Genomic DNA, 12,279 nt, shown 5'->3' on the forward strand with positions numbered 1-12,279 from the left:
AACCGTCGCCGCGCTGACTAGTGCGAGGCCTGCAGGGCGCGCAATTTGATCAGGACCTGATCGCGCAGGTCTTCCGGCGCGGTCTCCTTGCAGGCACGCTGCATCACCTCGGTCAGGGTGCGCCCGACAAGGTGCTCGCTGCTGCAGTCGGGGCAGCTGGCGAGGTGCTCCTGAATGTCGGCCGCATCATTTTTGCGAAGTTCGTTGTGCAGGTATTCTTCGAGCTCGGCCTTGGCCTTCTCGCAACCACAATCGGTCATTTGTCTGCGCTCCTGGATGTTTTCTGGCCCTGGCCCAGCCCGCGCTCAGCCGCGTAGCCGGCCAGCAGTTCGCGCAGGAGTCGCCGGCCACGGTGCAGGCGGCTCATCACGGTGCCAATAGGGGTTTTCATGATTTCGGCGATCTCCTGGTAGGAGAACCCTTCGACGTCGGCGAAGTACACGGCGAGTCGGAAGTCTTCGGGAATGGACTGCAGGGCGTCCTTGACGGCACTGTCGGGCAGATGATCGATCGCCTCGGCCTCGGCCGAACGCCCCGACGTGGCCGTGGTTGATTCGGCGCCGCCGAGCTGCCAGTCTTCGAGGTCGTCAATGGTGCCCTGATAGGGCTCGCGCTGCTTCTTACGGTACTGATTGATGAAGGTGTTGGTGAGGATGCGGTACAGCCACGCCTTGAGGTTGGTGCCCTGCTCGTACTGCGCGAAAGCGGCGAAGGCCTTCACAAAAGTCTCCTGCACGAGGTCCTGCGCGTCGGACGGATTGCGCGTCATGCGCATGGCCGCCGCGTAGAGCTGGTCGAGAAAAGGCAGCACCTGCTCTTCGAACAATCCGCGGGTCTGCTCGCGCAGTTCGGCCTTGGTCGGTGCAGGAGGCGTGAGTTCTGGGTCGCTGCTCGAAGGGTGTTCAGCGGAAACCGGCGTGTCTGAAGTCATCACGGGCAATTCTAAGCTGATACCCACAGCCGGGGGTCGTTCCAACAGCATTGACACCGTTACGGATCTCCCTCAGATTGTTATCACCGACTATTCTGATAACCGATGTTGATCTCGAGATATTCCAAGCCGGAGTTCGATCCGTACGGCGACAATTCACCGACCGAAGCGGATGCCTGGTGGCCGGCGCCGACCACCGCCGCCCCCCTGCAGGCGGTCCTGGCCCTGCCGGGCTCGAAATCGTTGACCAACCGGGAGCTGGTGGCATCCGCTTTGGCCACTGAACCGTCCCTGTTGCGGTCGCCGCTGCACTCTCGCGACAGCGACCTCATGGTCGACGCGCTGCGGCAACTCGGCGCCACGATCGAGGCCGTCCCCGGTGCGGGCGCGTTCGGCGCCGACCTGCGCGTGACCCCGCCGGTCGAACTGCTCGGGTCTACCACGATCGACTGCGGCCTGGCCGGCACCGTCATGCGGTTTCTGCCGCCGCTGGCTGCCCTCGCTCTCGGCCCGACCACGTTCGACGGTGATGCCGGTGCGCGCCGGCGCCCGATGGGTCCCATCATCGGGGCGCTGCGCGACCTCGGCGGCGACATCAACGATGACGGCAAGCGCGCCCTCCCGTTCACCGTGCACGGCCGTGGAGCGGTCACCGGCGGCGCCGTGACCATCGACGCCGGCACGTCGAGCCAGTTCGTCTCCGGGCTGCTGCTGGCCGGCGCCCGCTTCGAGCAGGGCCTGCACCTGACCCACTCGGGCGACCGGCTGCCGAGCCTGCCGCACATCGAGATGACCATCGAGGTCCTGCGCGCCCGCGGAGTGATCGTGGCCACTCCCAACGTCGGCGAATGGATCATCGAACCCGGTGAACTCGCCGGCCGAACAGTCGACCTCGAACCCGACCTTTCCAACGCCGCGCCGTTCCTCTGCGCAGCGCTCGTGGCCGGCGGCAGCGTCACGATCACCGGCTGGCCGCCCCACACCACGCAGGTCGGCGCCGACCTCGAGCAACTGCTGCCACGCTTCGGTGCCACCGTCACTCGGGTCGGCGACCGCCTCACCGTCACCGGCGGCGAGCACATTCAGGGCGTCGCGCTGGATCTCTCCACCGGCGGCGAACTCGCCTGCACCCTCGTGGCGCTGGCCGCCCTGGCCGAGACTCCCAGCACGATCACCGGCATCGGACACATACGCAACCACGAGACCGACCGTCTCACCGCCCTCGCGACCGAGATCAACCGGCTCGGCGGCAACGTCACCGAACTGCCCGACGGCCTCCAGATCGAGCCGGCTCCCCTGCACGGCGGGCAGTGGCTGAGCTACGACGACCACCGCATGGCCACGGCCGGCGCGCTGATCGGGCTCGCGGTGGCCGGTGTCGACGTGGAGAACATCGGCACGACCGCCAAGACCCTCCCCCAGTTTCCCGAGTTGTGGCACGCGATGCTCACCGAAGCGGCACTGTAAATGGCCGCGCTTCCGCCCGCCTCAGACCGAGGCGACAGTGACCTCGATCCAGCCTCCGGCCGGCACAGCGAGGCCGACGACCTGGCCGGGGAGGCCGGCGACACCTGGTGGTCCTCGGCCGACGACGACGAACCCGAGTTCGACGAGTCGAGCGTGCGCGTGCGCCCCGGCCGTAAGGGCAGTAAGCCCCGTTCCAAGACCCGGCCGAGCCATCAGGACGCCCTGACCGGACGCATCCTCTCGGTCGACCGCGGACGCTACACCGTCATGCTCGACGAGAACCTGCCCACCGAACGGCGCATTACGACCGCGAGGGCGAGCGAGCTGCGCAAGAAGGCCGTCGTCAACGGCGACCGCGTCGACATCGTCGGCGACACCACCGGCGCCGAGGGCAGCCTGGCTCGCATCGTACGGATCGTGCCGCGGGACACCCTGCTCCGGCGCAGCGCCGACGACACCGACGCCGTCGAGCGCGTGATCGTCGCCAATGCCGACCAGATGCTCATCGTGGTCGCGGCCGCCAACCCGGAGCCGCGCATCCGCTTGGTGGATCGCTACCTGGTCGCGGCCTACGACGCCGGCGTGAAGCCCATTCTGTGCATCACCAAGACCGACCTCGCCGACCCGGCCGCGTTCCTGGCCAACTTCGCCGGCCTCGACCTGCCCGTGTTCCAGAGCGGTGAGGGCGGCATGCCGATCGAGGCGATCTCGGCGGCGCTGATCGGGCACGACACGGTCTTCGTCGGGCACTCCGGCGTCGGCAAATCCACCCTCGTGAACGCGCTCGTGCCCGGCACCAACCGGGCCATCGGCGTCGTCAACACCGTGACCGGCCGCGGACGCCACACCTCGTCGTCGACCGTGTCACTGCGCCTGCAAACGGATGCCGGCCGCGGCTGGGTCATCGACACCCCCGGCGTGCGGTCCTTCGGCCTGGGCCACATCAACACCGACAACATCCTCAGGGCGTTCACCGACCTCGCTGCGATCGCCGAGCGCTGCCCGCGCGGCTGCACCCACCTGCCCGGCTCGCCGGACTGCGCGATCGTCGATGCCGTCGAGGCCGACGAGCTCGGCGACACCGGCCGGGTGCGCCTCGACTCGCTGCAGCGCCTGCTCGCGACGTTCGCGCCCGCCCGCTGAGCCGGCTCGCCAGGTCGGCCGCGGATACGATGGAAACATGACGGATTCAGCACGCCTCGCAGTCGGCGACACGGCCCCCCAGTTCACTCTGACCGACCAGGATGGGGCATCCGTTTCGCTGAGCGGTTTCGCCGGCAGCAAGGTCGTCGTGTACTTCTACCCGGCGGCGATGACCCCCGGCTGCACAACGCAGGCCTGCGACTTTCGGGACAACCTCGGATCACTCAAGTCGGCCGGCTATCAGGTGCTCGGCCTGTCCAAAGACGCCCCGGCCAAGCTTAAGAAGTTCCAGGAGCACGATGCGGTCAACTTTCCGCTGCTCAGCGACACCGACCTCGCCGTGCACCGCGCGTATGGCGCGTGGGGCGAGAAGAACCTGTACGGCAAGATCGTCACCGGCGTGCTGCGGTCGACCTTCGTGATCGACGAGGCCGGCGTCATCACGCACGCGCTGTACAACGTGAAGGCCACCGGGCACGTCGCGAGCCTGCGCAAGAAGCTCGGCATCGACGCCTGAGGTTGAGCGACCGGGCCGTCACGGCCCGCACACGGCCGCTCTGGGCCCAGCCGGTCAGTCGGTTTCGGACTCGGGCTCGTGGCTGGTCGCGGCAACGACCCGGGGGTTGAAGACCAGCACGAGCACGATGATCGAGGGCAGCAGCAGCGCCCAGCCCACGTCGGGCCGGGCGTAGATCCCCTGAAAACAGCCGATGGCTATCATGACCTGCACGAGCTGCCAGGTCACGGCGGCACCGCGAATCCACGGCCGTCGACGCAGTGCCCCGACGGTGATGGCGCTGACCCACACGGCAGCGACCACGGTGAGGGCCAGCAGGGCGAGCGAGGCGCCTACCGAGTTGGGGGTGTCGATGAGCAGTTCGAGCACCCACCAGGCGCTCAAGACCCAGAGGGCGAGTGCTTCCAGCGTGAGCAGCACGATGAACACCCCCAACATGGGGGCACGACGAAGCGCCTGGAGGTCAATCCAGGCTGGGCGCCCTGTACCAGAGCCGCTGTTCACAGCGAAAAGCCATACAAAACTATTGATTTGATACCTCTATTATGGGACGATATTTGAGGCCCGGTTGACGCTCACAGGGACGTGAGCTGTTTCAACGCGGTTATCGCGCAGATCCCATCTTCCTGCAACCGGTCATCACCCCTGCAACTCTGGCCAATCGGCCGTGCACCCATGTAATAAAAGGAGCATCCCTATGGACTGGCGCGATAAAGCTGCCTGCCTCACCGCTGACCCGGAACTTTTCTTTCCGGTCGGTAACACTGGACCCGCTGTGGACCAGATCGAGAAGGCCAAGTCGGTGTGCGCTCGATGCAACGTCACCGAGGTGTGCCTCCAGTACGCCCTCGAGACCGGCCAGGACTCCGGAGTCTGGGGCGGTCTGAGCGAAGACGAGCGCCGCGCGCTCAAGCGCCGCGCCGCACGCGCCCGCCGCGCCTCCTAGCGAGCCAGCGCACCGACAGAACGCGAGCCTACGGCCCTCCGGTATTCCCGGAAGGGCCTGGGCTCGCTTTTTTATGCCCGCCGGCGCCCTCGTGCGGCGCCCCCGGGGCGCGCGACGGGCATCCGCTGCCGGGCGCACCTTATGCAACCGGGCCCATGATCTAATCTGGGCCCAGTTTCCGGGACCGGGCCCGGAAACATGTCCACGCGGGCCGTCTCCGGAAGTGCCACGGTCCGTTCCGGCCGCGCGACCGGCATCCGCTTGCTGGGCCCACCCTATGAACGTGGGCCCAGTTTCTAAACTGGGCCCATGGACGGGGCCCGGGCCCCGTCCACGAAAAAGGCGGGGCTAATTCTCCTGCATGAAACGCAGGGGGATCTCGATGGTGACCTCGGTGCCGCTGCCCATCATGGTGTGCCAGTCGATAGTGCCGCCGAGTTCGCCCTGAATGAGGGTACGCACGATCTGCGTGCCGAGGCCCGAACCGACCTTGCCCTCCGGCAGGCCGGCGCCGGTGTCGCGCACCATCACGGTGAGGGTCTCGTCGCTGCGCTGCGCCTCGATCGACACCTCACCTTCGCGTCCGGCCAGGCCGTGCTCGACCGCGTTGGTGACGAGTTCGGTCAGCACGAGCGCGAGCGGTGTCGCGTACGCGCTCGGCAGCGTTCCGAAACTGCCAAAGGACTTCGGATGCACGGTGGTGTTGTGAGCGGATGCGACCTCCACCGTCAGCAGCAGCACCCGTTCGAAGACGGCGTCGAAGTCGACGATCTGGCTGAGCCCCTCCGAGAGGGTGTCGTGCACGACCGCGATGGCCGCGACCCGCCGCATCGCCTGGGTCAGCGCCTCGCGCGCGCGGTCGGACTGGGTGCGCCGTGCCTGGATGCGCAGCAGCGACGCGACGGTCTGCAAGTTGTTCTTGACCCGGTGATGAATCTCCCGAATGGTGGCATCCTTGGTGATCAGCTCCCGTTCCTGATGCCGCAGCTCGGTGACGTCTCGGGAGAGAATGATCGCGCCGACCCGTTCGCCGCGGTTGCGAATGGGAATCGCGCGCAGCGACACCGTCACCCCGCGCGCTTCGATATCGGTGCGCCACGGCGCGCGACCGGTAACCACGAGGGGCAGAGACTCGTCGACGACGGCGGTGCCGGTGAGCAGGCCGGTGGTGACTTCAGCGAGCGACTCGCCCTCGAGTTCCTCGGCGAAGCCCATGCGGTTGAATGCGGAGAGCGCATTCGGGCTGGCAAAGGTGGTCAGGCCGTCGACATCGAGCCGCAGCAGGCCGTCCGATGCGCGCGGGGCGCCGCGGCGCGGCCCGGTCGGGGCGCCGAGGTCGGGAAAGTCGCCGGAGGCGATCATGGCGAACAGATCGTTTGCGCAGTCGTTGAAGGTGAGCTCCTGACGGCTCGGCGTACGTGCCTCACTCAAGTTGGTGTGGCGGGTGAGCACCGCCACCGGGGAAGGCGCCACCTCGGCACCGGTCGTGCTCAGCCGACGCAGCACCGGGATGGCACGCACCCGAGTGGGAGTTTCCTCGTACCAGTCGGGGGCCGTGGTATCGACGATCTTGGCGGTCTCGAACGCTTCGGTGACCTGATTGCGCCACTCGGCCTTGACCTGCTGACCGACGAAGTCCCGATAGAACAGGGTGGCGGCACTCGACGGGCGTGCGTGCGCGACCGCCACGAAGTTGCCGGAACTCGTCGGAACCCACACGACGATATCCGCGAAGGCGAGGTCAGCCAGCAGCTGGCCGTCCGCAACGAGCATGTGCAGCCAGTCCACATCTTCCGCGCTGCTGCGGCCCTGGGCAAGTACGAGATCACTGAGAGTCGACACCCTCACTAGCCTAGATCCCCGCGCGCTCCCCCGAAGCCCGCTGTGGTGGCAGTACAAAATTGGGTCCATGATGTGATCATGCACACGACGCCGGCACCGAAGGATCGCACCTTGATTCTCATCCTCAGCATCATCGGCGTCCTCGTGCTCGTCTCCCTTGTTGTGGTCTTCACGCGGGGGGCACCGGAAACGCTCGATCCGACCACTCCGGAAGGCGTGGTGCAGGCCTATTCCGCGGCCGTGATCGACGGTGATGAGGCGGCCGTTGCCGCATTCCTCACGGAGGACGCCGCGGTGGGCTGCAGCCAGGGTGAGCGCGGTCCGACCGACAACCTGCGGGTCGTCCTGGTGTCCACGACGGTTCGTCCCGATTCGGCCGATGTCATCGTGTCGCTGGTCACCTCCTACGACGACGGTCCATTCGGTGCCTCCGAGTATGAGTTCGAGAGCAACTTCGACCTGGTCAGGGTCGACGGCGACTGGTTGATCGCTCAGGCCCCGTGGGAGCTCACCATCTGCCCGAACCCGACGTTGACGAAATGATCGTGACGACATGACGGTGACGCGATAATGTCCGTTCTGGTTCTCCTCGTTCTTCTCGTCGTGTTGGGCGCCGGCATCACCGCCATCGTTGTGGTCGTGCGCCGATCAGCCGGGCAACCCGGCAGCGCCTCGGCCCCGGCTGCGCGCCGAGTGGTGGTGTACGTTCTGCTGTTCGCGCTGGTGGTCATCGGCGCGATCGGCCTCAGCGGCCTTCTGGGACGCCTCCTCGACACCAGAAATCTCCCGACCGGCCCCAACCTGGCCGGGAGCGATGTGTCAGCGCTGGCGCGGTCGCTGGCCTTCACCCTGATCGCCGGCCCGTTCGCCTCGTTGCTGTGGTGGGTGCTCTGGCGGCGATTGGCCGGCGCGGAGCGTGAGTCGATCGCCTGGGGGCTGTACCTCGCCGGCATGCAGACTGTTGCGCTCGTGACGGCGACCTCGGCCCTGCTCTCGACCCTCGCCGCGCTGGTGCGCACCGACTGGCAGCCGCGCAGCTTCGCGATCGCGCTGGTCTGGGCTCTGGTCTGGGCCTGGCACCGGTGGATGTCCCGGCATCACGCCAAAAGCCCCACCCGGCTGACCGGCGTCGCGCCGATCCTCGGCGCGATTTTCGGCCTGCTGATCGGGGCCGTCGGCGCAGTGACCGCCGTGGCGTCCGTGGTGAACGCGGCCGTCGACGCCCTGCTCTTCTCGACCGCCGTCGGCGACCCGTGGTGGCGGCTGACGCTGCAGGCCGGCGTCTGGCTGCTCGGCGGCGGCCTGATCTGGTGGTGGCAGTGGATGCGTGAGCACGCCCAGCTGGTGCGCGGCGTACTGGCCGATCTCGTGCTCATCGTCGTGGGTATCGCCGCCGCAGCCGCCACAACTCTGGTCGGAACGGGAACGGTGCTGTTCGTGCTGCTCCGGCTGGCTTTCGCCCGGGAGTCCTCGCTCAACGATATTCTCGACCCGGTCGGTACCGCCATCGCGGCGGCGCTCGTGGGCGCCCTGGTCTGGTCCTACCACCACGGCCTGCTGCGGCAGCGCCCGGTGCTGAGTCGGCTGGCCGCGAGCCTCGTCGTTTCCGGTTTCGGACTGGTGGCGGCCGCGACCGGGCTGGGCATCGTGGTCAACGCCCTGCTGGCTGGCCTGGCACCGGTCGTGGTCGGGTCGGACACCCGCTCACTGCTGCTCGGCGGCCTCAGCGCGGCACTCGTCGGCGGCCCGGTCTGGTGGGCCACCTGGAAGCCGCTGCGCCCGGTCGATCCGGTGTTCGCGCAGGTGACGGGCCGCCGGGTTTACCTCATTCTGATCTTCGGGCTCAGCGCGATCGTGGCGATCATCACCCTGCTCGTGATCGGCTACCGGGTGTTCGAGTTCGCCCTCGACGATCTGAGCGGGCAGAGCCTGCTCGACCGGGTGCGAGCACCGCTCGGGCTGCTCGTCGCCACCGGCCTCGCCGCCGGATACCACTTCTCGGTCTGGCGACGGGACCGGTCGGACCTGGCCGCGGCCGGCCTGCCAGGCCGTGCCATCCACCGGGTGATCCTGGTCACGGCCGGAGACCCGACCGCACTGCGTGACCTCATCGCCGATCTGACCGGAGCCGCCATAACCGTCTGGTCGCGCGCTGACTCGCCCGCTGATTCTTTGCCGTCGGTCGAGCGCCTCAGGCTGGCCTTCGCGGGAGTGACAGCACCGCGCGTGCTGGTCGTCGTGGGTGCCGGCGGCAGTGTCGACGTGGTCCCGCTGCGGAATTGATCCGGTCACTGCGCCGGGGCCGCCTTGCGGGCGGGCCACCACGCGCGCCGCGGCATCCGCTTTGATGCCTGAGCCGGAGCGACGATGAGTTCTTCCAACACAAAACGACGGATGCCCAGGCGCACCGGAGACTTCGGGCTCGCGTCCCGCAGGGTGCGACCGGTGAGTATCGCCACGTCGAGGGCTCCCTGGTCGTGCGGCACCAGAACGGGATCCTGGATACTGCCGTAACGCAGCAGCATGGCCGCCACCTGACCGCGTGGATTCAGCCCGACAGCGCTCGACCGTACCTGGTTCATCACGACGCTGACCGTGGTGCTCCCGATCGTTTCGGTGAGGTCGCTCCAGGTGCGCAGAAACCGGGCCATGCCGACCGGGTCGGCCAGCCCGCAGGCGACGACGTGATCGGCCACGCGCAGGGCCGTGATGGTGGCCGCATTGCGGCGGGGTGCCCGAAGGTCGCTGGACAACTCTTCGTCGCTCTCGAGGTTGAAGCCGGTGTCGAGCACCACGTAATCCGTCCAGTGCCGCAGCGCGTCGATGGTGCGGGTGACGCGCTCCGTGGAGAGTTCGGGCCAGCGTGACGACAGGCCGAGGCCGGTGAGCACCCAGAAGGCGCCCTTGGGCGAGTTGTACCGCTGAGCGATGCGTTCCAGTTCCGATTGGTTCAGGCTGCCGCTGCCGGCCAGCCGGCACGCGGCCGCGAAGCCCGGTGCCTCATCGAGCATGCCGAGGCTCGGTGCGATCGAGGCACTGTAGGTGTCGAGGTCGGCCAACACCACGGTGTGGCCGGCCGCGGCGATTTCCGCGGCGATGTTGATGGCGAGGGTGGTCCGTCCGGGAGCGCCCGACGGCCCCCAGACCGCGATCACCGAACCGGTATTGAGCGCGCCGCCGGTGAGTTGCCGCTCCCCCACACGCAACGGAACGACGACGCCCGACACAAGCAGGTCCTCGATGTTCGACCAGTCGCAGGGGATCGCTACCGTTTCGTAGAGGCCGAGCGTGCCGGCGTGGCGCCGTTCCTGTTCCGTCGCGGTGAGGGCGACCACCCGGATTCCGCGTTCGTCACAGGCGGCGATCAACTGACCGGTCAATGATTCCCGGCGGCCGCTGACCACCACGACGTGCGGCTGTCCGTGGGAGAGAGTCTCCAGAAATTCGCGGGCGGTGTCAACGCGCGTGACCACGCTGTGATTGCAGTCGATGATGTCGGACAGCATGCGCTGTTCGGTGGCCCGGTCCAGAACGAGCGCGAGCCGGGCCATCACGCACCTGCCGGGGTGTTCACGGGAACGATTGCGAGGGCGTCGCCGTTCATGACGGCTTCGAGCACCGCGCCCACCGTGGCCTTCGGCACGAGCATCTCGACCGATTGGCCGCTGGAAGCCGCGATGATGCCGGTCGGTTCGACGATACGCACGACGACGGCCTGCCCCACCAGGATCGTCGGCGGCGCGTATTCGCTTGGTCCGGTCGCGCGCGCCGACCAGATATCGACGACGGATCCGGCCGAGATGGACCCGGCCAGTCCGCCGGGGATGTCGACGACGACGCTGGTGACGTCGCTCCCCGACGAGTCACCGACCGCTGACCGGGCCACGAGTTCGCCGGCCAGAATGGTCTGGGTGACCAGCAGCCCACCCTTCAGGTCCGCTGAGGGCACAAGATACAGGTCCGTCGCGCCGCCGAGCTGCACGCGGGTCAGGGTGACGTCGGCTGTCTTCAGATGGTCGCCGACGGTCAGCGTGTGCCGTGCGGTGTAGACCGCCGTGGTGCGATCACTGCCGGCGACGATCATTCCGACTCCCGCGATCGACGCGGCGACGAGTACCAGACCGATGACGAATCGGGGATCGACCCAGAATCGGCGGCGCGTGCGGGTGGGACGGGGTGTTTTCATCCGTTTCCTCGCTTGTCGGTATCGGGTTGCTGAATAGGTGGGCGGAACGAGTGGGCACTAGTGCAGGCGAACGATATGGATCTGCCAGAACGGGACCAGGTTGTAGTGCAAAACGTCGGGCGTGCGGCGCAAGGTTCCCAGCGGATGCACCGCCAGATCGAGGTGGTCACGCGCCACCCGGTCGATGGTGCCGATCAGGACACCGCCCTTGGTATGGAGTTCCACGGTGCGTCGTCGGCGGCACAGGCTGCTCAGCACGAAGGGGAATCCGACGCGTTCGGTCTGCCTGCCGGCGGCCTCTGACTCGATGGCGAGCGAGGCCTGACTCTGCTGTTCGGTCAGCAACACACCGGCAACGGCCGACAGCGGGATCACACACTCCACCGGATTGTTGGCCGCACCCGGCAGGTCGGCCGCCAGCCAGTCCAGCCCGAGCGTCGTCGGGCGGAGGGTGAGAGTCTCGCCGGTCACCAGCACCACGCGGATCTGAAGTGCACCGCCGACACCGGCGGAACGCAGGACGTTGCTGATCCGGGTGCGCAGGGAGAGTTTTTCCAGGCGCTGGCGTTCCGCTTGCAGGCTGAGGTCAGCTGCCGCGGAGCTCAGCGCGCGGTCGAGCTGCCCTTCGAGGTCGTCAAACAGATCATCCCAGCGCACAGGTAGAAAGTAGCCGACACCGAGCATTCTCGCTGGCCTTATACACAGGCTCTTTAAGCGCTCGACAGCGCTCCGACCGGGCTGCTTAGGTTTTGCGCCAGAGAAGTTGCAGGTTCGATGGCAGGAGATACGATGACATCACCGGGTTTCAGCGCTCCGCGGTTGCGGGATGACCGAGGGGAACAGCGTCCCGACGGTCCCGGCACGGCCCCGCAAGCGATCGTTCCCGCGCTACCGCTCGAAGCGGAGCGGTTCCTGCGCTCCCTCGCCCTGAGCGCTGTCGAGATCATCGCCGGGGCCAGGAATCTCGAGCAGATTGCTCGCTGGGTCACCGACGACGTCTACGCCCATCTTCGTGTTCGCGTCTCGATCGCGGCCCGGGCCAGAGCAGTCACGGGGACCGTCGCCCACCGCCCGATGCTCTGGATCGAACACGTCACTCTGTCACCGACCGCCACCGGCGGCTTCGACGCCGTCATTCTGGTGCACGACAAACGCCGACCGCATGTCGTCTCATTGCAGGTGGAAGGCGCGACCCGGCATCTGCGCGGCACCGTGCTCGTCGTCTTGTGATGCACCACCGGCACATG

The 12,279-nt window shown here is 67.5% G+C and carries 14 protein-coding genes; 7 read left to right on the top strand and 7 right to left on the bottom strand.

The features are described from left to right. Positions 1–17 precede the first annotated feature (17 nt). Complete coding sequence (locus E3O25_RS08775) at positions 18–260, bottom strand: zf-HC2 domain-containing protein (RefSeq protein WP_092111606.1); 243 nt, start codon at positions 258–260, stop codon at positions 18–20. After that, entirely contained in the window at positions 257–931 is a 675-nt protein-coding gene (locus E3O25_RS08780; protein ID WP_134360953.1) for a sigma-70 family RNA polymerase sigma factor, read from the bottom strand. The genes E3O25_RS08775 and E3O25_RS08780 overlap by 4 nt, the downstream gene beginning before the upstream one ends. Positions 932–1,036: 105 nt before the next feature. Between E3O25_RS08780 and aroA the strand changes: the two genes are divergently transcribed. Genes aroA through bcp form a run of 3 tightly spaced genes read left to right on the top strand, consistent with a single transcriptional unit; the run spans position 1,037 to position 4,058 of the window. Then, positions 1,037–2,398 (top strand): 3-phosphoshikimate 1-carboxyvinyltransferase, encoded by a 1,362-nt coding sequence (aroA, locus tag E3O25_RS08785; RefSeq protein ID WP_134360954.1) that lies wholly within the window; start codon positions 1,037–1,039, stop codon positions 2,396–2,398. Next, positions 2,399–3,541 (top strand): ribosome small subunit-dependent GTPase A, encoded by a 1,143-nt coding sequence (rsgA, locus tag E3O25_RS08790; protein ID WP_092111611.1) that lies wholly within the window; start codon positions 2,399–2,401, stop codon positions 3,539–3,541. A 37-nt stretch (positions 3,542–3,578) separates the two neighbouring features. Next, positions 3,579–4,058, top strand: a complete 480-nt coding sequence (gene bcp, locus E3O25_RS08795) for a thioredoxin-dependent thiol peroxidase (RefSeq protein WP_092111613.1) — start codon at positions 3,579–3,581, stop codon at positions 4,056–4,058. A gap of 54 nt (positions 4,059–4,112) precedes the next feature. On the opposite strand, the gene E3O25_RS08800 is transcribed toward bcp, so the two are convergent. Next, positions 4,113–4,496 carry a hypothetical protein gene (locus tag E3O25_RS08800; RefSeq protein WP_092111615.1) on the bottom strand — a complete coding sequence of 128 codons (384 nt, stop codon included), beginning with the start codon at positions 4,494–4,496 and terminating at the stop codon, positions 4,113–4,115. Positions 4,497–4,755: 259 nt separating this feature from the next. On the opposite strand from E3O25_RS08800, the gene E3O25_RS08805 reads away from it, so the two are divergent. Then, positions 4,756–5,004, top strand: a complete 249-nt coding sequence (locus E3O25_RS08805) for a WhiB family transcriptional regulator (protein WP_035837005.1) — start codon at positions 4,756–4,758, stop codon at positions 5,002–5,004. A gap of 348 nt (positions 5,005–5,352) precedes the next feature. Here the strand turns inward: E3O25_RS08805 and E3O25_RS08810 are convergent, their stop codons facing one another. Continuing rightward, entirely contained in the window at positions 5,353–6,846 is a 1,494-nt protein-coding gene (locus E3O25_RS08810; protein WP_092111617.1) for a sensor histidine kinase, read from the bottom strand. A gap of 78 nt (positions 6,847–6,924) precedes the next feature. On the opposite strand from E3O25_RS08810, the gene E3O25_RS08815 reads away from it, so the two are divergent. After that, entirely contained in the window at positions 6,925–7,389 is a 465-nt protein-coding gene (locus E3O25_RS08815; RefSeq protein ID WP_092111660.1) for a hypothetical protein, read from the top strand. 27 nt (positions 7,390–7,416) lie between these two features. Then, positions 7,417–9,129: a DUF5671 domain-containing protein gene (locus E3O25_RS08820; RefSeq protein ID WP_241988547.1), complete on the top strand. Its 1,713-nt coding sequence runs from the start codon at positions 7,417–7,419 to the stop codon at positions 9,127–9,129. 5 nt (positions 9,130–9,134) lie between these two features. On the opposite strand, the gene E3O25_RS08825 is transcribed toward E3O25_RS08820, so the two are convergent. Genes E3O25_RS08825 through E3O25_RS08835 form a run of 3 tightly spaced genes read right to left on the bottom strand, consistent with a single transcriptional unit; the run spans position 9,135 to position 11,716 of the window. Then, positions 9,135–10,397 carry a regulator gene (locus tag E3O25_RS08825; protein WP_134360955.1) on the bottom strand — a complete coding sequence of 421 codons (1,263 nt, stop codon included), beginning with the start codon at positions 10,395–10,397 and terminating at the stop codon, positions 9,135–9,137. Then, the gene (locus E3O25_RS08830) at positions 10,397–11,032 is read right to left on the bottom strand and encodes a hypothetical protein (protein ID WP_092111621.1); all 636 of its coding nucleotides are present in this window, start codon (positions 11,030–11,032) and stop codon (positions 10,397–10,399) included. The genes E3O25_RS08825 and E3O25_RS08830 overlap by 1 nt, the downstream gene beginning before the upstream one ends. A gap of 57 nt (positions 11,033–11,089) precedes the next feature. Then, positions 11,090–11,716 (bottom strand): hypothetical protein, encoded by a 627-nt coding sequence (locus E3O25_RS08835; protein WP_092111622.1) that lies wholly within the window; start codon positions 11,714–11,716, stop codon positions 11,090–11,092. A gap of 105 nt (positions 11,717–11,821) precedes the next feature. Here E3O25_RS08835 and E3O25_RS08840 point away from each other — a divergent pair, with 105 nt between their 5' ends. After that, positions 11,822–12,262 carry an Rv3235 family protein gene (locus E3O25_RS08840; protein ID WP_134360956.1) on the top strand — a complete coding sequence of 147 codons (441 nt, stop codon included), beginning with the start codon at positions 11,822–11,824 and terminating at the stop codon, positions 12,260–12,262. The last annotated feature ends 17 nt before the right edge of the window (positions 12,263–12,279 follow it).

The organism is Cryobacterium sp. TMT1-3 (assembly GCF_004402315.1).
Taxonomy (GTDB): domain Bacteria; phylum Actinomycetota; class Actinomycetes; order Actinomycetales; family Microbacteriaceae; genus Cryobacterium; species Cryobacterium luteum.